Annotated in this window: 13 protein-coding genes; 5 read left to right on the forward strand and 8 right to left on the reverse strand. The window is 33.8% G+C overall.

Going from position 1 to position 20,879, the window contains the following annotated elements:
• Nucleotides 1-162: 162 nt before the first annotated feature.
• The 4 genes from B6C99_RS03490 to yejK form a co-directional block, all read right to left on the reverse strand.
• Nucleotides 163-3,879: a DUF4132 domain-containing protein gene (locus B6C99_RS03490; protein WP_086358554.1), complete on the reverse strand. Its 3,717-nt coding sequence runs from the start codon at nucleotides 3,877-3,879 to the stop codon at nucleotides 163-165.
• Between the two features lie 378 nt (nucleotides 3,880-4,257).
• Nucleotides 4,258-7,998 (reverse strand): DUF4132 domain-containing protein, encoded by a 3,741-nt coding sequence (locus tag B6C99_RS03495; protein WP_086358555.1) that lies wholly within the window; start codon nucleotides 7,996-7,998, stop codon nucleotides 4,258-4,260.
• 967 nt (nucleotides 7,999-8,965) lie between these two features.
• Nucleotides 8,966-9,811: a deoxyribonuclease IV gene (nfo, locus tag B6C99_RS03500; protein WP_086358556.1), complete on the reverse strand. Its 846-nt coding sequence runs from the start codon at nucleotides 9,809-9,811 to the stop codon at nucleotides 8,966-8,968.
• Nucleotides 9,812-9,824: 13 nt separating this feature from the next.
• Nucleotides 9,825-10,832 carry a nucleoid-associated protein YejK gene (gene yejK, locus B6C99_RS03505; RefSeq protein WP_086358557.1) on the reverse strand — a complete coding sequence of 336 codons (1,008 nt, stop codon included), beginning with the start codon at nucleotides 10,830-10,832 and terminating at the stop codon, nucleotides 9,825-9,827.
• A gap of 183 nt (nucleotides 10,833-11,015) precedes the next feature.
• Here yejK and B6C99_RS03510 point away from each other — a divergent pair, with 183 nt between their 5' ends.
• Nucleotides 11,016-12,395 (forward strand): MATE family efflux transporter, encoded by a 1,380-nt coding sequence (locus tag B6C99_RS03510; RefSeq protein WP_086358558.1) that lies wholly within the window; start codon nucleotides 11,016-11,018, stop codon nucleotides 12,393-12,395.
• A 146-nt stretch (nucleotides 12,396-12,541) separates the two neighbouring features.
• Here the strand turns inward: B6C99_RS03510 and B6C99_RS03515 are convergent, their stop codons facing one another.
• From B6C99_RS03515 to B6C99_RS03525, 3 genes are all read right to left on the reverse strand, one after another.
• Nucleotides 12,542-13,228: a tetratricopeptide repeat protein gene (locus tag B6C99_RS03515; RefSeq protein ID WP_086358559.1), complete on the reverse strand. Its 687-nt coding sequence runs from the start codon at nucleotides 13,226-13,228 to the stop codon at nucleotides 12,542-12,544.
• A 256-nt stretch (nucleotides 13,229-13,484) separates the two neighbouring features.
• Nucleotides 13,485-14,372: a DMT family transporter gene (locus B6C99_RS03520; RefSeq protein ID WP_086358560.1), complete on the reverse strand. Its 888-nt coding sequence runs from the start codon at nucleotides 14,370-14,372 to the stop codon at nucleotides 13,485-13,487.
• 11 nt (nucleotides 14,373-14,383) lie between these two features.
• Entirely contained in the window at nucleotides 14,384-15,250 is an 867-nt protein-coding gene (locus tag B6C99_RS03525; protein WP_086358561.1) for a YicC/YloC family endoribonuclease, read from the reverse strand.
• Nucleotides 15,251-15,413: 163 nt separating this feature from the next.
• On the opposite strand from B6C99_RS03525, the gene rph reads away from it, so the two are divergent.
• The 3 genes from rph (at nucleotide 15,414) to B6C99_RS03540 (ending at nucleotide 18,043) form a co-directional block, all read left to right on the forward strand.
• Complete coding sequence (gene rph / locus B6C99_RS03530) at nucleotides 15,414-16,130, forward strand: ribonuclease PH (RefSeq protein ID WP_086358562.1); 717 nt, start codon at nucleotides 15,414-15,416, stop codon at nucleotides 16,128-16,130.
• Nucleotides 16,131-16,143: 13 nt separating this feature from the next.
• Nucleotides 16,144-16,791, forward strand: a complete 648-nt coding sequence (pyrE, locus tag B6C99_RS03535) for an orotate phosphoribosyltransferase (RefSeq protein ID WP_086358563.1) — start codon at nucleotides 16,144-16,146, stop codon at nucleotides 16,789-16,791.
• Between the two features lie 148 nt (nucleotides 16,792-16,939).
• On the forward strand, nucleotides 16,940-18,043 hold the full coding sequence (locus tag B6C99_RS03540; protein ID WP_086358564.1) for an SIMPL domain-containing protein: 1,104 nt from the start codon (nucleotides 16,940-16,942) through the stop codon (nucleotides 18,041-18,043).
• Nucleotides 18,044-18,127: 84 nt separating this feature from the next.
• Here the strand turns inward: B6C99_RS03540 and B6C99_RS03545 are convergent, their stop codons facing one another.
• Nucleotides 18,128-18,832, reverse strand: a complete 705-nt coding sequence (locus B6C99_RS03545) for a GntR family transcriptional regulator (protein ID WP_086358565.1) — start codon at nucleotides 18,830-18,832, stop codon at nucleotides 18,128-18,130.
• Nucleotides 18,833-19,005: 173 nt separating this feature from the next.
• Between B6C99_RS03545 and B6C99_RS03550 the strand changes: the two genes are divergently transcribed.
• Nucleotides 19,006-20,877, forward strand: a complete 1,872-nt coding sequence (locus B6C99_RS03550; RefSeq protein ID WP_086358566.1) for a glucose PTS transporter subunit IIA — start codon at nucleotides 19,006-19,008, stop codon at nucleotides 20,875-20,877.
• The last annotated feature ends 2 nt before the right edge of the window (nucleotides 20,878-20,879 follow it).

Raw genomic sequence — 20,879 nt, forward strand, 5'->3', positions numbered from 1 at the left:
AAATTAATACAAATTACGTTGCAAAATAATGCACCGTGAATAACTATAATGATATATATGTATTACTGCATTTAACGACAATCCATCCATATCTTTATCTCGATAACCACATAACCGCAAAAGCAATCAAGAATGCTCTGTCTCACAGGTTCTAGTCTCTTTTTACCATATTAATTTATCTTTCCAATTAGGATCAAAACCACTACTAGCATTTGCAACTGCCATATAATTAGCATAACCTTCGGCTAATAACACTTTGGGTAGTTTATCAAGCGCGATTGCGTTATCTTTGAAACCTTTTTTATTACTGAAATAAAGGTTATAGAGTACTGCTGGAATATTTTCCTCAGGTAGCATGCTGCCACTGAATTCAATATTGATATAGATATTGAGACTGTTAAAGTATTTATAGTAACTATAAAAATATCCTCCATCTTCAGAATTATCACGCTCGTAACCCAATTTCTTTAAAACATCACGTAAGGTAAAACTATCCGTTAACCAGCCTAAACGATCATCAATAATACCATCTTTAAATTTGCTCATATCGGATAATAGAGCACCAAACTGCTCAAACAATCGATTTACTTTGTAATCTTTAAGATGCGCTTGCCATTTTGCTGTATCATCACTTGATAGTAACGCTGAATGGGCAACGGTAATAAAGTGATTTTGATCAAGTAAGATTTCTTCATCTTGATTCGTTATTAAACTGCCATCCTCAGTTGGTCTAAAACTATTGACAATCTGACCATTATTGTCTAATTCCAACCACACTAAACGTTGAATCAATCGTCCCACAATTGGGTGTGGTTGCAGATATTTTTGCCAATCTTCCACTCGCCATTGACGCTCGGCACACATGGCTTCGTAAAAACGGCTTATTTGCATAGTGAGTAATTGATTTAGTTCTTTTTTACTGTTGCTGAACTGTTTTTTTGCTTCTTTGACTAGTTCAAAGTTTTCGCTTTTACGTGCTTCAGGCAATGCTTTGATCTTTTCTCCATCAGCATTTTTTAATTGCCACTTAAATTTATCATCCAAGCTAGCAATAAAACTACGCTCACCGTAATCAAGAATTAACAAACCATTATCATCTAACCCTGCGGTCGATATGGTGCGATCGGCCAGTTCATCAGTAGTCCAGCCTAAGCGCTCGGCAATGCTTTCTACCAAGTGTCTGGCTTTTTCTTGAATGGATGCCGTACGATAGCGACGCGCTAATGATAATAATAGTTGAATGATCATCGGATCATCACTGTTTGCCAGTGGATCAAGCATTGCTTCAATTTGAGCTCGACGTTGGTAATGATTCTTCATAAAACTACTTAAGAGTGACACTGCAACCTGGCCTTCAATATCACAAGTTAAAGCTAACATTCCTTTTGCTTTAATGGCTGTGCCAAGATAGATTGCTAATGTTTCTTTTTTGATTTCTTCAAAAACCTGCTCATAAGTAATATTTTTATAGTGAGGATAAAGATCCGGATAACGTTTATAATATGCAATATATTGCCGCAATCGCATATTAGTTTCTAAACCGGCTTTGCCTTCTGCTTCTTCCAGTGATGGATTTAGCGTATCTTGTTTAATGAAACTTTGTAAAATAAATTCGCCTAATTGTCGCTGACTTTGGATGCTTAATAATTGATTATAAATAGTTAACAGCGGATTAGCCGGATCTTTTAATTTGACCGCTAAACAGATCCACCACTCAATAATCTGTGAATCAACTTTATCACCATTTTGCCAAGTTAACGTTGGTATTAAGTTAAAATCAAACCATTCAAAATCAGCCGTTTTTTTACTTTTTAAACCTTTTTGGGCATCATCCAATAACTTTTTCGGGGTTAAGTGCTGACTAATATCTTCACCAATTTTTTCCAGCGCGACCAATATTGCGGCCTGGACTGTTTCGCGTTTCTCTTTTTTTAGTGCAACATTTAGTGCTTTAATCGAGCTTTTTTGTCCTAACTCGGCCAACCAATTAGCTGCGGCAATACGCGCCTCGAATTTTGAAGAGGATAAAGCTTGTTCAACTTGATTATGTATATTGGGGATCCGCTTTAAGACATGTTGCGCAGCATAACGTACCGGCTTACTTTCACCTAAAGCTAACTCAAACAGATAAGCGACATATTTCGTTGGAATCGTTGGAAAGAGTTGTAATATTTTTATGACACTAACTTTATCTAAACGATTAAGGACTTTTGGAGGAGCGAAACCTAATGCCTGATCAATTAAAAAATCATTTTCAGCAAAAAAAGCCCATAATTTATAGGGTTCATTTTCATAAATATCATGATAATAATCACTGGTTAAAAACTGTAAAGCAATTGCATATTCAACCTCTGGATAGAAATTGAGTTTTACTATGACATCCGCTATCTGTCTTAGATCGAAGTTTTTGACAATATCATAACGACTGTATATATATTCAAAACAATAATACCCACCGGGGCCTTTAAGTAATTCATTGATTCGCAGTAAGTGAAACAAAGTAAATTCAGGTAAATTTACAAGTCGATTTTTAGTAACTAAAAAGTCAAAATCAACATTCTTATCAAATTCTTGCAATAATACTGAGCTTTCGATTTTACCATTCAAATATTCAAAGATATTATCCAGAGACTTTGATGTCACCGTTTGTAACGGTTTATAACGGTCTTGATAATAGGTTTGTCGTCTTTTATATTTTTGGTTTTTCTCTAACTCATCTTCCATCAATGTTTTACGTTCAGTAAGGAACTCGTCAAAATTTTGATGTATAACATCTCGAGCAGTTATGGGCAATGGCGTGTCAACAAGTGGTTCAAAACTAGGAATAACTAACTCAGCTTGCTGTTTGGCTGCATTGGCCGTTTCTATCCTCGATAAGGCACTTTCAAGGGTAGCAATAACTGTTTTATTAGTCTCATTAGCTAAAGCTTGCTGTAAAATTGTCGGTTCAGAAATGATTCGGGAGAGTAATATGGTTGCATTAGCACGCTCCTTAGCAGAGCTTGAAGTTAAAAAGTGTTGTAATTGAGGTTGAACCAGCTCCACTGGTAAGTTAAGTAGTATTTCTGTGGCTAATTTACTCACCTGTTTACAAGCATTTAACGCCTGAATGACAATAAAATCAACCAGTTGCAACTGAAATTCTGGATATCGGTAAATGTAATTAAGTTGTTCTATCTGTCCTAAAGGCGCTAAACCGAGTGAAGGGAGTTGCTTGAATAATTCAATGCGTTCTTGAATATAAGTCAATAACCCATTTAACCGAGTAAAATATTGAAAATGATGCAAATAACTTTCAAAAATATTTTGACGGTCAAAAATTGCGAACAGTAATTTTTCTCCTAATCCTGCTTGTTCAATTTCAAGAAATTGATGTAATTGTTGGATTGACCAATTTTCACGTCCCTCAATCTTATCTTTGTTTTCGCTATAAGAGGGTAAAGTAGTAATTAGTCCATCATATAACAAATACATAAGCCAAGAAGGAATTTGTTCGCTTATGCGTTTAATATGACTTAAATGATCAAATAAAATAGCAGAAAATCGGGCAAATCGAATGATTTGTTCTGGTGTATAGGCATCCGTCCAAAGCTTATAAAAATTAATGCGTGCTTTTTGCAACGGATGAATCTTTTGATAATTATATGAACTATAAAAGGCAGCTGGTGCTCGCAATAATGCATGAATTTTATCTACATTAGCTGACTTTTGACATAGTTCCTCAAAATCAGCCAACACATCAATTTCATCACCATGCAAGATATATTGTGTGACCCGTTCTGGTAAAGATTTGTCCAGTTCACTTAATGGGTTAACGATAGTGGTAATTAACTGTTTAGATACATTTGAGCTTATTGACAATTGTTCTGTTTTTTGCATATTCCGTTATTCTCTATTTAAAGATCAAATCGTTGGCATACCGTTGCAAACGCATAGTTTGCATAGTTTGTTGTAATAGTTATTCGTTAATTATCTTGATTCAATTTTGCCATTTAAATAAACACAAAACCATCTAAATCAATACCCATCAATTTTTGATGCTTAATAAGTTTATTTTTTTGCTTTCTTATAATGCATTACATACTATTTATAATCGATCCATTTTTGTTATCTATATAAAACTTAAAATGTTTAACATCGAATAAGATAATTAAGTATTACTATTTTAACTGCAATCAGTGTATACATTAATATTGACAATCATATAACCCATAAAATAATCAAGAATAATTTAGTTCCACCAGAGCTTAGTCATTTTTACCATACTAATTTATCTTGCCAATTAGGATCAAAACCATTACAAGCGTTTGCAACTGCTATATAGTTAGCATAACCCTCGGCTAATAACACTTTTGGTAATTTATCCAATACAATTGCGCTATCTTTGTCCCCCTTTTTATTACTAAAGTAGAGGTTATAAAGTACTGCTGGAATATTTTCCTCAGGTAGCATATTGCCACTAAATTCAATATTGATATAAAGATTTAAACTGCCAAAGTATTTATAATAACCATAAAAATAGCAGCCATCTTCAGCATTATCTCGCTCATAGCCCAATTTCGTTAAAATACCTCGTAGGGTAAAGCTATTGGTTAACCAACCTAAACGATCATCAATAACACCAGATTTAAATTTACTGTTATCTGGTAATGGAACACTAAACTGTTCAAACAAAGGGTTTACTTTGTAATCTTTAAAATGTGCTCGCCATTGCTCTATATCGTCACGGACGAGTAACGCTGAATGAGCAACGGTAATAATGTGATTTTGATCAAGAAAAATTTCGTCATCTTGATTCGTTATTAAACTGCCATCCTCAGTTGGTCTAAAACTATTGACAATCTGACCATTATTGTCTAATTCCAACCATACTAAACGTTGAATCAATCGTCCCACAATTGGGTGTGGTTGCAGATATTTTTGCCAATCTTCCACTTGCCATTGACGCTGAGCACACATAGCTTCGTAAAAACGACTAATTTGCATAGTGAGCAATTGGCTAAGCTCTTTTTTACTATTACTGAATTGTTTTTTTGCCTCTTTAACTAGTTCAGGATTTTCGTTTTTATGTGCCTCAGGTAATGCTTTAAGCTTATCTCCTTCTGCATTCCTTAATTGCCATTTAAATTGCTCATCCAAACTGGCAATAAAACTACGCTCACCATAATCAAGAATTAACAGACCATTATCATCTAACCCAGCGGTTGATATGGTGCGATCGGTCAGTTCTTCAGTAGTCCAGCCACTACGCTCGGCAATACTATCGACTAATTGTCTAGCCTTTTCTTGAATGGATGCCGTACGATAGCGGCGTGCTAATGATAATAATAATTGAATGATCATTGGATCATCACTGTTTGCCAGAGGTTCAAGCATCGCTTCAATTTGTGCACGGCGTTGATAATGATTTTTCATAAAACTGTTTAAGAGTGATACAGCAACTCGGCCTTCAATACCGCTGATTAGCGCTAATATTCCTTTTTCTTTAATGGCTGAGCCAAGATAGGTTGATAATTCATTTTGTTTAATTTTATCAAATATTTGCTCATAAGTGATATGGTTATAATGGGGATAAAGATCCGGATAACGCTGATAACATTCAATATAATCTTGTAATTGTGCATCGGTTTCTGAACTAGCTTTGGCTTCCGCCTCTTTTAGTGTTGGTTTTCGAGTATCTTGATTGATGAAACTTTGTAAAATCAATTCACCCAACTGTCGTTGACTTTGTGTGCTTAATAATCGATTATAAATCGTTAGCAACGGATTAGCCGGATCCTTTAATTTGACCGCTAAACAAATCCACCACTCAATAATTTGTCGATCGACTTTATCACCATTTTGCCAAGTTAACGTTGGTATTAGGTTAAAATCAAACCAATCAAAATTAGATATTTTTTTACCTTTTAAACCTTTTTGGGCGTCAGCCAGTAACTTTTTCGGGGTTAAGTGCTGACTAATGTCTTCACCTATTTTCTCTAATCCAATTAGTATTGCTGCCTGTACAATCTCGCGCTTCTCTTTTTTCAAAGCCGCATTTAAGACTGTAATTGAATATTTGTCCCCTAGTTCCGTCAACCATTCTGAGGCAGCAATACGTACCTCTTGTTTAGTGGACAATAAAGCTTGTTCAACTTGATTATGTATATTGGGGATCCGTTTTAAGACATGTTGCGCCGCAAAACGTACTGGCTTATTTTCACCTAAAGCTAATTCAATTAGATAAGCAACATATTTAGCTGGAATCGTTGGAAAAAGCTGTAATATCTTTATGGCACTAACTTTATCAAGACGATTATAAGCAAACTGTACGTTTTGCTGAGGAGCAAACCCCAATGCTTGATCAATTAAAAAGTCATTTTCAGCAAAAAAGGCCCATAATTTATAGGGTTCATTTTCATAAACATCATGATAAAAATCACTGGCTAAAAACGGCAAAGCTATTGCATGTTCAACATATGGATAGCAATTGAGTTTGATCATGACATCTGCTATTTGTCTCAGATCGAAGTTTTTAACCATGTCATAGTTATCATATATCCTTTTCAAAAAAGTAATACTATCTGACTGCTCAATTAATCGTCTTATTCTGAATAAATGAAATAAAGAAAATTCAGGTAAATTTGCTAGTCGATTTTTAGTAAGTAAAAATCCAAAATCAATTTTCTTATTAAGTTCTTTGAATAATGCTGCACGATCGATTTTACCATTCAAATAATCAAAGATATTATCCAGAGACTTTGATGTTACTGTTTTTAACTTTATATAACGGTTTTGATGATCTGTAGATGATCCTTTGTTTTTTTGTTTTTCCTCTAGCTCATATTGCATCCATTTTTTACATTCGATAAGGAACTCGTCAAAATTTTGCTGTAAAACATCACGTGCAATTGGTGGTAATGGTGTATCAATAAGTGGTTCAAAATCAGGAATAACCAAATCAGCTTGTTGCTTGGCTTCAGTGGCAGCCAATCTCGATAACGCATTTTCAAGAGCTGCAATAACTGTTTTATTAGTTTCGTTAGCTAAAGCTTGTTGTAAAATTGTCGGTTCGGCAATAATTTGAGAGAGCAAAATTGTTGCATTAGCACGTTGCTTAGCCGAACCTGAAGTTAAAAAGTGTTGTAATTGAGGTTGAATCAACTCATGTGGTAAGTTAAATAGTATTTCTGTCGCTAATTGGCTCACCTGTTTAGATGTATTTAACGCCTGCATGGCAATAAAATCAACCAGTTGCAACTGAAGTTCTGGATATCTTTTGATGTATTTAAGTTGTTCGACCTGTCCCAAAAGTGCTAAACCGAGTGAGGGAAGTTGCTTAAATAATTCAATCCTATCTTGAATATAACTCAATAATCCATTCAATCGAGTAAAATATTGAAAGAAATGACACTGATCAACAGCAATATTTTGACGGTCAAAAATCACCAACAGCAACTTTTCACCTAATCCCGTTTGTTCAATTTCAAGAAATTGGTCTAATTGTTGAATTGACCAATTCTCACGTTCCTCAATTTTGTCTTGATTTTCACTATACGAGGGTAACGTAGTAATCAGTCCATCATATAATAAATAGATAAACCATGATGGGATTTGCTGATTTATATGTTTAATAAAATGTAAATGATCAAATAGAGTGGCTAACACTCGGGCAAATCGAATTATCTGTTCAGGAGTATAAGCGTCAGTCCAAGATTTATAAATATTAATACGAGCTTTTAACGACAAATGAATTCCGTAATTTATACTAGAATAATAATGACGAGCACAATATAACTCAGATGGATTTTGTAATAATTTATAAAACTTAATTGCATTATTAGGTATTTGACATAATTTATCAAAATCAACTAACACAGTAAGTTCATCACCATCCAAGATATATTGTATGATCCGTGCAGGCAAAGATTTATCCAGTTCACTTAATGGTTTAAAGATAGTAGTGATTAACTGTTTAGATACACTTGAGTTTATTGATAATTCTTCTGTTTTTTTCATATTTCGTTATTCTCTATTTAAAGATCAAACCATTGGCATACCTTTGCAAGCGTATAGTTTGCATAGTTTGTTGTAATAGTTACTCGTTAATAATCTTGATTCAATTTTGCCATTTAAATCATTATAAATATTATCAATATAATTCATTCCTTCATCATCAATAAGCTAGCTGTATTTAGTCAAAAGTCTTGGTTATTTTGTTAAACTATTTTTCAGCCTTTCTCCTTGCCCTATGACCTCTGGCAAAATTTTGTCATTTTACAAATATAATGATTATCAAATTCGCTTCTCTAATAACCTAATAAATAGAATAATCAACCACCTATTATCAGATTAGCCATATCTTTATCACAATCCTTTTAGTTGGTAAAAAATTACCTATGTGATAGTGATATCGCATCAAACAATATTATCTTTAATTTATGCTAATTAGTGTTCTATACGAACCAATAAAAAATTTATCACCATGATTTATTTTATATTATTTATAATTAATTGACCAATATATAATTTACAATAATTCATTATTAGTAATGTAGAAAATCCATCATATTTTCATGACCAATTATGATTTGTAAGCTAAAAATTGAAGAAAGATTTGATTATCGAATGAGTTTTAATAATTAGGAAGTAAAAAATAAAGCTACGGCTGTAATCAGATAAGTATCATAATTAATTTCGCTGAATTTATAGCTAGCTTGATAATAGTGAGTAATTTATTATATAGATAAATGGAAAACTATTTTCATTGGTTTAACTTCCATGGTTTTCATTACAAATGTTTGTTCTAAGCACCTAGTTTTAGCAAAACATTCTTTTTGTTTGAAGATTATTTAATATACTATTAATACCGATATCAATTTAGTTATCGCTAGCAAAAAAGTCTATCAGCATATTTAATAATATTAGTTCAAACCAACATGACTGTATAAAGCTAAAACTAGGTTGTAATATATAAACTAGTTAGTTATCTGTTTTCTTGCTCTTTTAACCATGCTATTTCTTGTGCCCAAATATCTGGGTTAATCGTTTCAAGAATAAGTGGTATTTCATCAATCCTTGAGTCTTGCATAATAAATTTAAATGCGATTTCACCAATGGTACCTTTACCTAAGCTGTCATGACGGTCAACATGGCTGGCGAGTTCACTTTTGGCGTCGTTTAAATGCATACCACGTAAATATTTAAAACCAACAATTTTTTCAAATTCATCAAAAGTTTCTTTGCAGGCTTTTTCACTGCGCAAATCATAACCGGCAGCAAAAGCGTGACAAGTATCAATACAAACGCCAACACGGCGTTTGTCTTCTACTTTATCGATAATTTGCGCAAGATGTTCAAATTTATAACCTAAGTTAGAACCTTGTCCAGCAGTGTTTTCGATAACCGCAACGACATCTTTAGTTTTATCTAAGGTAATATTGATTGACTCAGAAATGCGGGATAAACATTCATCAACTGAAATTTTTTGTAAATGACTACCTGGATGAAAATTGAGTAACGTTAAACCTAATTGTTCACAACGTTGCATCTCATCTAAAAAAGCAGTACGAGATTTTGCCAATTGTTCACTATCTGGGCTACCTAAATTAATTAGATAACTATCATGTGGTAGAATTTGTTTACTGGTGAATCCATATCGTTCACAACGTTTTTTGAAATTATCAATCACTGCAGTTTCAAGCGGTTTTGCATGCCATTGTCGCTGATTTTTAGTAAATAGAGCGAAAGCTGTAGCGCCAATTTGATAAGCATTTATTGGCGCATTATCCACACCGCCAGCTGCACTCACATGCGCACCAATGTATTTCATATTTTTCCCCTAATTATTCGTTTGAGCCACTATTTCGTTGAAGTTGATCACGTAAATTAGGTGGAACGCCCTTAATAACGAGTGAATCAGTTTGTGGGTCCCATTTTATACGTTCACCTAATAGGTCAGAGTTAAAACTTATGGTTAGTCCACCACCACTGCCTGAGAATTTTTTCAATTGACGTAAGGCACTACGATCAACTGGAAATGTATCTTCTAAATCATATTCGCTATTTTTTACAAATGCCATAAAGTTATTTTCGTCACTTGTTGGTAATTCATTAGCAAGATTTTTCAGCTCGATCTCTTCCCCTGCTTGTAATTGAGCTTGACAATAGTTATAAACATTTTCACGAGCACTAGTTTTATCTTGTTTGTCAAATTGCATCTCTTGACAGTAATCATCTACCGCTTTAACAAGGGTTTTATTTTGCGCTTTTGCGTCTAATCCTTCACTGGCACCTAAGTAGTCCATGAAAAAATCAGATACTTTCCGCCCTACTCGGCCTTTTAAGAAAGTTAAATAACGTTTTGATTCTGGTGCGGTTTCCCATTCAGTAATATCAATACGGGCAATAATATCAGCATGATCGATATCTAGATATTGCGTTTCAGAGATATTAAGCTCCTCATTAACTAACATGCTTAAGCAACTATTTAATACAGCAATAATTAGATATTCAACTGCAAGGTATCGATAGTGGCAAAAAACAACTGTGCCACCTTCTGCAAATGGATATTTGGCTAATTCATTACGCAGCTGTTTGGTTGATTCTTGACTAAAATTAAGAAAATCTTGATTACCTAAACGTAACTCTTTAAGTGATTGTTCAAAAAGACTTTCACTACTAAATAAACCATATGCTTTACTTTTATTGTTGTAAATTCTATTAATATCTTCAATCAAGTTAGCAACAGCTTGTTCATTACCGAGAAGTGAATCACGAAGTTGTAGTTCAATTTCAGTATCACTTTTTCTAATTAATTTATGTAGAACTATATTCTCAATTTGTACGCTCATGGAGATTCCTATTTGGATCGACAATTTAATGGGGTATATTTTAACAAAGCACTAAAAAAGTGCTATCATCAATTTATAACTCTGCTAAACTAAGCAATATTGTTGTAGTCAATTTTATACTTTTACGTATCCTTGTTCTAAAACTTCTTTATAACTTTTAACCTGTTATCAATGTGAATCAAAATGACAAACTCACACGATATTTATGATGATTTTAAACATAAAAAAATCAGCTTATTGTTTTGGCAATATGCGCTTCCATCTATTATCGGCACAACAGTGAATACGCTGTATAACATTATTGATGGAATTTTTATCGGCCATTGGATTGGTCGTGAAGCACTAAGTGGCGCTGGTATTATTTTACCAGTTATGAATCTTGCTGCGGGTATTGGCATGCTGGTAGGTATTGGTTCTGCCAGCCGAATATCTATATTTTTAGGCCGAGGTGAAATAGATAAAGCAGAAAAAGTAGCGGGAACATCTTTTATGTTAACTGCGGTACTTAGTGGTATCACTTTAGCCTTACTACTCTATTTTATCGATCCTGTTTTGCACTTTATTGGTTCAAGCCCAACCAACCATATTTATGCTCGTGAGTTTTTAGAAGTATTTTTACCGGGTAGTATTTTTATCACATTAACATTCAATTATAACAATATGATGCGCGCAAGCGGTTACCCATTTAAAGCAATGGTAACCATGTTTATTAGTGTGATCGCCAACATTATTTTAGCGCCAATTTTTATTATAGTTTTAGGTTGGGGAATGAGAGGAGCTGCTTTTGCCACCACACTCTCAATGTTCATAAGCTTTTTATTTGTGATGCAACATTTTATTAGCAAAAACAGTAATATAAAACTATATCATCGTAACTTTAGGCTTAATTTTAGTTACATTAAAGCAATTTTATCCATTGGCATGTCACCATTTGCTATGCAAGTTGCCGCCTCAGTGGTGGTTGTTTTTATAAACTGGCAGTTAACCCGTTATGCCCCCATTTCACATGTTTCTAGTGATGATGCGATCGCCGGTTATTCTAATGCTAACCGATTGATTACACTGATTATCATGATTGTCATTGGTGTAAATCAAGGTATGCAACCGATTATTGGTTATAATTACGGCTCTAAAAATTATGTCCGGGTGAAAGAAACGTTTATCTATGCAGTTAAAATTGCCACAGTTATCACCAGTGTTGGCTTCATATTTGGTTGCTTTATTCCTGAGGTGCTAGTTAGAGCGTTTAGTTCTGATGTCGATTTAGTGGCGATATCGGCTATTGCACTACGTTATACTACGTTTTCATTTGCATTCGTCGGCTTTCAGATGGTAACAACTAGTTTTTTCCAATGTATCGGGATGGCAAAGATTTCTATTTTGTTAAGCCTTTCAAGACAACTTTTAATTTTACTACCAACACTTTATATTCTACCATTATTCTTCGATTTAGATGGCGTTTGGGCAGCATCACCAACTGCAGACCTTTTATCAACAGGTATCGCTTATGCCGCATTATATTGGTATTTTAAATCGGTAAAAAGAAGACATCGATTAGCTTAAGCAGGTTTATATTAAGCAATTAGTTGATGAAGATTGATTTTATAACTCTAAAAAATGAAAAAGGCGGACTTCGTCCGCCTTTTTCATTTGAATTTAACTGTAGTTTAGTTAATTCTCGCTAAAACTAAATTTTAATTAATTAAAAATTATTGACAAATTGGATGCTCCACACCGCCTTCACAAGCTTTTTCAAATAAATCCATCGCTTTATTGTGATCTTTTTTTAGGCCAGCCATACCATTTTCATACATGACAGCTAAATTAAACTGAGCTTCAGGTATACCTTGTTCAGCTGCTTTTTCATACCAGTATCGAGCTTTATTTGCATCTTTTTCAATACCTTGACCAAAAAAATACATATCACCTAAAAAAGATTGAGCATAAGACAAACCTTGTTCTGCTGATTTTTCAAGTAGTTCTTTTGCTTTTAATGGATCTTTTTCAACACCTCGTCCTTCTTTATACATGCCACCTAAATTTAATTGCGCATACATATCATTTTTTGCAACACCTTTTTCATACCACTCTTTCGCTTTAGCATAGTCTTGTTCAACGCCATTACCCTTATCATACATAGTACCTACATTGGATTCGGCTCTTCCATTGCCTAGTGCAATAGCTTTATCAAACCATTCTCTCGCTTTAACATAGTCTTTTTCAACACCATCTACCCCATTGAGGTATCTATAGCCTAACTCATTTAGTGCAACTGGATCTTTTTGCTCGGTGGCAATTTTTAGCACTTCATCATATGGTACATTATCATATTTAGCTGCATTAACCGAACATGCAAAAAATAAAATTAATAAACCACTTGTAAGCATTTTTTTCATATTAGTTATTCCTTTTCATCCTTTAATATTTTTAAATATTTACAACAAAAATAATATCATTATATTAGCAACATTTAATTGATTTTCAAGTAGAAGAAAAAATAGATCTTAGAGGCTTAAAATAGGAATAAAGACAGTCAAATTAGAAAATTAATCTATTCTTAGTTATCAGCAAATCAATGATCAGATTAGTGAAATTATTGTCTTTAGTTCAATAATTCAATCGTTCAATTAAATTCAATTAATAATATCGTTTTTAATTATTAATTACGCTTGATAATGTAACTATAATCAAACAGATAAAGATAAATAACATACCAATCCAAGCTATTAATGATAGCGATTCGCCAACAATTAACATAGCGAGAATTGCAGCAATAACCGGTTCCAATAGGCTAATAGTAGTTGCTAAACTGGCAGATATTTTCGATAATCCATATCCATAGCATAGATATCCCAAAAACATTGGAATCAATGCCATATAACAGCCAACTGCAATATTATTCCATGCTGCAAAAAATGTCGTTCCCGTTATTAACATCACTGGAATCAGTAATAAACCACCACAACCAAATGTAGCACCCATGGCCGCTTTGCTATCTATACCTTTTAACATTAATTGTCTTGCTGACCATGAGTAAAGAGCATAAGTAAAACCAGCAATAAGTCCTAATAAAATTCCCAAACCAACATGATTATATTCAATTGTGGTCGTAGTATTTTCAGAAAATGCTAACATAGTCATGCCAATAATACCCAGTAAAGCACCAATAACCCACTGTTTAGTCACTTGAAAATCACGACTAATATATTCAATTATAGCTGATAAGATTGGCGCTGATCCTATCGAAACAACCGTACCGATAGTAACGCCAGATAAGCGCATCGATGAATAAAATGCCAAAGGATAGATAGCCACTGCTAAGGTACCTACAACTAAAAAACGGCTATGAGTTGTTAATAATGAGTGGTTTTGCTTGATATTATAAATAGCTAATCCACATTGCAATATCCCTCCAATGCCCATTGCGAAAGAACCAATAAATAAAGGAGATAAAGTAGGGGCAAAAGTGGCTGCTGTGCCAGTTGTGCCCCATAATAGCGATGCCAAAATAACAGCAAAAATACCGAGATACTGATTCATCAACAAGTAAATTATTCGATATTTTGCACTTGCTCACGAATTTGCTCAATCAACACTTTGAGTTCAATCGCGCTAGCGGTTACATCAGCATTAATCGATTTTGAAGCAATAGTATTTGATTCACGGTTGAACTCTTGCATCATAAAATCGAGTCGACGACCTACTGCCTCATTTTTCTTTAAGATCGAATATGTTTCGTTAACATGCGTCATTAACCGATCTAGTTCTTCAGCGACATCAATTTTTTGGGCAACCATAACAATTTCTTGTTCTAAACGTGAATTATCCAGATCAATATTAGCTTCTTCAAGCTTACTTTTTAGTCGTTCTTTTTGCCATTCTAAAATCTGCGGCATCCAAGTACGAATTTTATCAACTTCCACGGTTATCGCTTGTAAACGCTGAGTAATTAATTCACAAAGCGCTTTACCTTCACGCTCCCGAACTGTGATAAATTCATCAATTGCGGTTTCAAGTAAAACCAAAATCTCTTGCGAAATAGTATCCAAATTTTGTTCTTTGCTTGACATGACACCTGGCCAACGTAAAACATCAAGCGGATTTATTTGTCCTGTTTGATATTCGCGTTTTATCCAGTCACCAGCTGTTAATATTTGCTTAGCCAGTTCAATGTTTAATGATAGTTCTTGATGCTGTGCGGCTGGATCTAATTCGAAACGTAAATTACATTCGACTTTTCCGCGCGTTAATCGAGCACGAAGACGTTCACGAATAATCGGCTCAAGAGAACGAAACTGTTCGGGTAAACGAATATAGGTTTCTAAGTAGCGTTGATTGACCGAACGTAACTCCCAAGAAGCACTACCCCATGATTGGTTTAACTCTTTTCGCGCATATGCGGTCATACTAGAAATCATAATAGGTCCTAAATTTATAAAAAACTTGCTGGGCATTGTATCACAAATTCTGTATAATGTGCTCTTAGCTTAGGCTAAACATCAACGCTTTCTTGTTGATGTCCTCCTAAATGATTTAATAAGTTCAAAGATAAATTTTAAAATAAAACTGCTGGAGAATTGCATGCGCCCGTCTGGTCGATCCGCGGAACAAGTCCGCCCAATCAAAATAACCCGTCATTACACTAAGCATGCAGAAGGTTCTGTATTAGTCGAGTTTGGTGAAACAAAAGTACTTTGTAATGCAACAATTGAAGAATCTGTACCTCGCTTTTTAAAAGGTCAAAATCAAGGTTGGGTAACCGCTGAATATGGTATGTTGCCGCGAGCAACCAATTCAAGAACTCAACGTGAAGCAGCAAAAGGAAAACAAACTGGCCGTACGATGGAAATCCAACGCCTTATTGCCCGTTCATTACGCGCAATGATTGACCTAAAATTATTAGGGGAATATACCATTACATTAGATTGTGATGTTATCCAAGCTGATGGAGGCACTAGAACTGCATCAATAACAGGCGCTAGTGTAGCATTAGTTGACGCTATAAACATGATGTTAACAAGTGGTAAAATCAAACAAAACCCAATTAAATCTTTAGTGGCTGCCGTATCGGTAGGCATTGTTAATGGTGAAGCGGTATGCGACTTAGAATATATTGAAGATTCTAATGCCGAAACCGATATGAATGTGGTAATGACTGATGATGGTCGCATCATTGAAGTTCAAGGTACTGCTGAAGGTGAACCATTTAGTCATGAAGAATTATTAACTTTATTAGAACTGGCAAAAAATGGCATTACAACCATTATAGAAGCACAAAAACAAGCTTTAAAAGATTAATTGGAGAGGATCGATGAAATCATATAAGAGTGAATTTATAGAATTTGCTTTAGATAGGCAAGCATTAAAATTTGGTGAGTTTACCCTAAAATCAGGGCGGAAAAGTCCCTATTTTTTTAATGCAGGACTATTTAATACCGGAAAAGATTTGGCGTTATTAGGTCGTTTTTATGCCGCTGCATTAATGGATGCAAATTTAAAATATGATGTCATCTTTGGTCCTGCCTATAAAGGTATCCCAATTGTCTCATCTACAGTTGTGGCTTTATCCGAGCACCACAATGTTGATGTACCTTATTGCTTTAACCGAAAAGAAGCTAAAGATCATGGTGAAGGTGGTAATTTAGTTGGTAGTTCTATTTATCAACAACGCGTCATGTTAGTTGATGATGTAATTACCGCTGGTACTGCAATTCGTGAATCAATGCGAATTTTAGAAGATAATCAATCTAAACTTGCTGGCGTATTAATCTGTCTTGATCGTCAGGAAAAAGGTCGAGGTGAATTATCCGCTATTCAAGAAATCAAACAAACTTATAATTGTGACGTAATTTCGATTATCACTTTAGATGATTTGATCCAATATCTTTATCGTGATCCATCACGTAAAGACCAAGTAGTCCAAGTCGAAGCTTATCGTTCTGAATATGGCATTAAATAACTAAGCGTCGTAAGACGCTTTTTTATATTTGCAAACTTTTACAATTATTTGACAACTTTTCAATTAAATTAATTACTATTTTCTTATCTTTCTACATTGAATTTACTTAAGCCCATTTCTCTAGACTGAATTAAATTAAGGAAATAAAATGAAAAAAACATTTATATTAATTCTGTTACTCAATATAAGCACCATATTTCCATCTCAGGCAAACTATAACGAGTTAAACGTCAGTAATTCTTATTTAGAACTGCAACAATTAAAATATGGCAAAGATCTCATTCCAGTGGGGCAAATTAATTCAAGTATTATTGATAGCATTAAATTAAAACCTGATACAGTTGAATTTTCTATTACTTTAGAAACAGAAGGAGCAACACCTACTGAAGCTTCAGATCTTAACGTTGAGACAATGAAGGAATTAAAAAATTACCTAAGCACACTTAATATCACCGATGATAATTTAGTCACTATAGACTACAAAAACATAGTCAAAACAATTACGAAAGAAAACAATCAAGAAAATAGCCATTATCAAGCTTCTCTTAATGTTGTATTAACTATTGATGATAATGACAATTTTATCAATCTGAATAAAACCCTTGATAAATATAATATAAATGATATTTCTCAGCTTGAAGAAGATAAATTAACTAACTATTATCTATTCCAAATTGCTTCAGTCGCTAATAGTGAAAGTAAAGCAAAAGAAGATCTATACCAAAAATATACTAATATCGAGAATGATTTAAAAAATATCGGTTTAACTAATGTTTCAATTAAGAGTTCGTCTGTCGGACAAATTGATACAGGTAAAATTAATGAGCAACGTTATTTTGTTAATAACACTTTAAAAATAAAAATAAATAAACTCGATCTTATCGGTAAGATTATTGCCAAAGCACAAGAGTTAAAAATGCAAGTCAATAATGACATCTCTTATAGCGTATCACCAGAAACCATTCAAACCGCAGTAAAAGAGCATGAAACTCTTTTATTAAACCAATTAACCACTAAAGTTGAACGCTTAATGGCTAAACAATATGTCGTTGGTGCACCTATTTCACTTGAACTTCAATCAAGATATCCTGAAACAATTTATGAAAAAAATAACTTTAGCAGTAATCAAATGATGTTTAAAATGGTTTCAATGAACTATAGTGATGTTGATATTTATACACCACCTGAATATGAAATCACCTTAACCTTATCAGGCTCATTCGAAACTCTTAAAAAGGTTGAGCAAAACTAATTTGCTGTAAGTTTATATAAATTACTTTAGATTGATTAGATTTCATTTGGTTAATAATTTATTAACTAAATGAAATCTTGCTGACTATTTTGAATGACTTTGAACGAAGAATTTCGCATTATCGTAATGATAGATAATTTGTGAAAAATCGAAAGGTTCACCAGAAGAAGTATAAAAGATCTCTTCAACACATAAAGCTGGATCGCCAGCATTTAAACCTAAATAAGGGGCGATATTTTGATCCAATTTTATGGCTTTAAAATATTTGTCTGAAAAACCGATATTGACCTTACAAATATCTTTTACATAACTAAAGATTGAGTTTTCAGCAATTTCTCTATTTAGATAAGAAACAATTTTTTTTCGATAATAAGATTGTTCAAAACCATATACTCTATCTTCAACCAGGCGTAATCGCTTTATATAATAAACATATTCATCATCTTCACACTGGAGGTTTTCTTTAACTTTGGTATTAGGTTGCATAACATCAACATTAAATACTTGCGATGAGCCAGGTAAATCATTGAGATCGACACTAAACCCATGACTTTCTAAAAAATTTAGATAACCTTGTTTTTTGGGTTGCCGAACAAAAATACCACTACCTTGAATTTGATAAATTACGCCATGTCTTTCAAGGCGATTTAGAGCTTTAATAATAGTGGTTCGGCTTACTTGATATTGCTGAATTAAACCTTCAATATTAGGCAATTGGGTACCTTTAGGCAAATTTTGCTGATAAATCGCTTGCTGAATTTTTTTCGCTACATCTTGATATTTTAACATTTGTTATTCTTTATTATTGTTATAAATAGCTTTTATTTTATACCTGTAAATTAATTATTAAATCAAAATTGCGAGAAAACGGGATCTAGATCACAAACAATAAAATTGGTCATTAACAATTTTTAATTTAAGGATAATATAAGCACTCCTACCTGTTGAAAGGAGCATAATTAATGTCATCTAAAATTAGAGATTATAATAAATTGGCAGTTGATATATTAAATGAGTTAGGTGGTGAAGATAATATTGTTACCGTAGCTCGTTGTGCCACTCGCTTGCGTTTAGTCACGCAACATACGCCTGAACACGCTAAAGAAAATATTGCAAAATTCCCTGGCGTTATCACTGTGGTTGAAAAAGGTGGTCAAATTCAGATTGTTATCGGTACTAATGTAGATAAAGTCTATAATGCCTTTACCCAATTAATGAAAAGTGGTAATAAAGTAGATGTAAATAGTAAAAGTAGCATTTTAAACCGTGTTATTGCCACTATGTCAGCCGTTTTTGCCCCATTTGTTTATGTATTAGCTGGTGCAGGGATATTACAAGGTATCTTGATTTTAATTAATCTGGCCTTCCCAGGTTTTGAAAAAACGAGCACTTGTCAAGTATTTAGTTTTATCTCTTGGGCACCATTCACTTTTTTACCTATATTTATTGCCATTACCGCATCGCAACATTTTCGTTGTAATATCTATATTGCCGTAGCGTGTTGTGCTGCACTACTTTCACCAACCTGGGCAGAGATAGCAAAATTTATTAAGGACGGTGGAACATTTGATTTATTTGGTTTACCGCTGTCTGAAACCACTTATATGTCAACCGTATTACCACCACTATTTTTAGTTTGGTTGCTGTCTTATTTAGAGCGTTTCTTAGAGCCTAGATTACATAGCATTATTAAACCTATATTAATGCCATTAATCAGTCTAGTGATTATGGTACCATTGACTTTAGTTGCGATTGGTCCAATTACTGCTGGTGCTGCACATTATATTGCTAGTGGTTACAATTGGATTGTTAATCTTGCTCCATGGGTTGCCGGTGGTATTATTGGTGCATTTTGGCAAGTATTTGTTATTTTCGGCGTTCATTGGGGTATTACACCAGTGATTATCGAAAATATTCACACATATGGTAAAGACTCTTTCCAAGCTTATCAAACTATTGCCGTAATCGGTCAAGTTGGTGCTGCACTTGGTTTCTATATCAAAACGCGTTCTAAAGAAATGAAAGGTGTCTCTTTATCAGCATTTATCACTGGTCTATTTGGTATCACTGAGCCGGCTATTTACGGGGTTAACTTACGATTCAAAACGCCATTTATCTATGGTTGTGTGTGTGGTTCCCTTGGTGGTATTGCTGCAGGCTTCTTTACACCTTACTACTATACTTATGCTGCATTACCTGGACCATTAACCATTGTTAATGCAATTAATCCAGAACATTATGGTTCATTCATCGGTGTCGCACTTGGTTCAGCTATTGCGTTATTTGGCCCAGTCCTTCTTTTACAAATTTTGGGAACTAATGAAATAAAAGCAAATAATATACATTTAGAAGACGATACACCAAAAATCGTTATCGACGAAATCGATGTAACAAGTCCAATGATTGGTAAAGTATATCCATTAAGTGAAGTTCCAGATCCTGCATTTGCTCAAAAATTGATGGGTGAAGGTATTGCGATAGAACCAACTGAGAACCATGTCTATGCACCTTATAATGGTAAAGTGACCGCCGTTTTTGAAAGTTCAAAACATGCTATCGGTTTAACTTTAGATAATGGCGTAGAATTATTAATTCACGTTGGTATTGATACTGTTAATCTGACTAACAATGAATTTAGTTACCATGTGAGTATGGGACAACAAGTTAAAACGGGTGATTTATTAATTAGCTTTGATCCGCAAGCAATTAAACAAGCTGGTTACCCATTAATTACACCGATTATTATTGTTAATACTGATCAATACCAATTGATCACATTAACTGATAAAACTGAAGTAAATCTTAACGATATCTTATTTGAAATTAAGCAATAACA

Source organism: Gilliamella sp. N-G2 (assembly GCF_002142215.1).
Classification (GTDB): Bacteria; Pseudomonadota; Gammaproteobacteria; order Enterobacterales; family Orbaceae; genus Gilliamella.

What these genes read in the sequence shown, in the direction of transcription:
- pyrE (WP_086358563.1), top strand. Translation starts at nt 16,144, where the DNA reads ATGAAATCATATAAGAGTGAATTTATAGAATTTGCTTTAGATAGGCAA.
- rph (WP_086358562.1), top strand. Translation starts at nt 15,414, where the DNA reads ATGCGCCCGTCTGGTCGATCCGCGGAACAAGTCCGCCCAATCAAAATA.
- yejK (WP_086358557.1), bottom strand. Translation starts at nt 10,832, where the DNA reads ATGAGCGTACAAATTGAGAATATAGTTCTACATAAATTAATTAGAAAA.
- B6C99_RS03550 (WP_086358566.1), top strand. Translation starts at nt 19,006, where the DNA reads ATGTCATCTAAAATTAGAGATTATAATAAATTGGCAGTTGATATATTA.
- B6C99_RS03540 (WP_086358564.1), top strand. Translation starts at nt 16,940, where the DNA reads ATGAAAAAAACATTTATATTAATTCTGTTACTCAATATAAGCACCATA.
- B6C99_RS03510 (WP_086358558.1), top strand. Translation starts at nt 11,016, where the DNA reads ATGACAAACTCACACGATATTTATGATGATTTTAAACATAAAAAAATC.
- nfo (WP_086358556.1), bottom strand. Translation starts at nt 9,811, where the DNA reads ATGAAATACATTGGTGCGCATGTGAGTGCAGCTGGCGGTGTGGATAAT.
- B6C99_RS03515 (WP_086358559.1), bottom strand. Translation starts at nt 13,228, where the DNA reads ATGAAAAAAATGCTTACAAGTGGTTTATTAATTTTATTTTTTGCATGT.
- B6C99_RS03495 (WP_086358555.1), bottom strand. Translation starts at nt 7,998, where the DNA reads ATGAAAAAAACAGAAGAATTATCAATAAACTCAAGTGTATCTAAACAG.
- B6C99_RS03545 (WP_086358565.1), bottom strand. Translation starts at nt 18,832, where the DNA reads ATGTTAAAATATCAAGATGTAGCGAAAAAAATTCAGCAAGCGATTTAT.
- B6C99_RS03520 (WP_086358560.1), bottom strand. Translation starts at nt 14,372, where the DNA reads ATGAATCAGTATCTCGGTATTTTTGCTGTTATTTTGGCATCGCTATTA.
- B6C99_RS03490 (WP_086358554.1), bottom strand. Translation starts at nt 3,879, where the DNA reads ATGCAAAAAACAGAACAATTGTCAATAAGCTCAAATGTATCTAAACAG.
- B6C99_RS03525 (WP_086358561.1), bottom strand. Translation starts at nt 15,250, where the DNA reads ATGATTTCTAGTATGACCGCATATGCGCGAAAAGAGTTAAACCAATCA.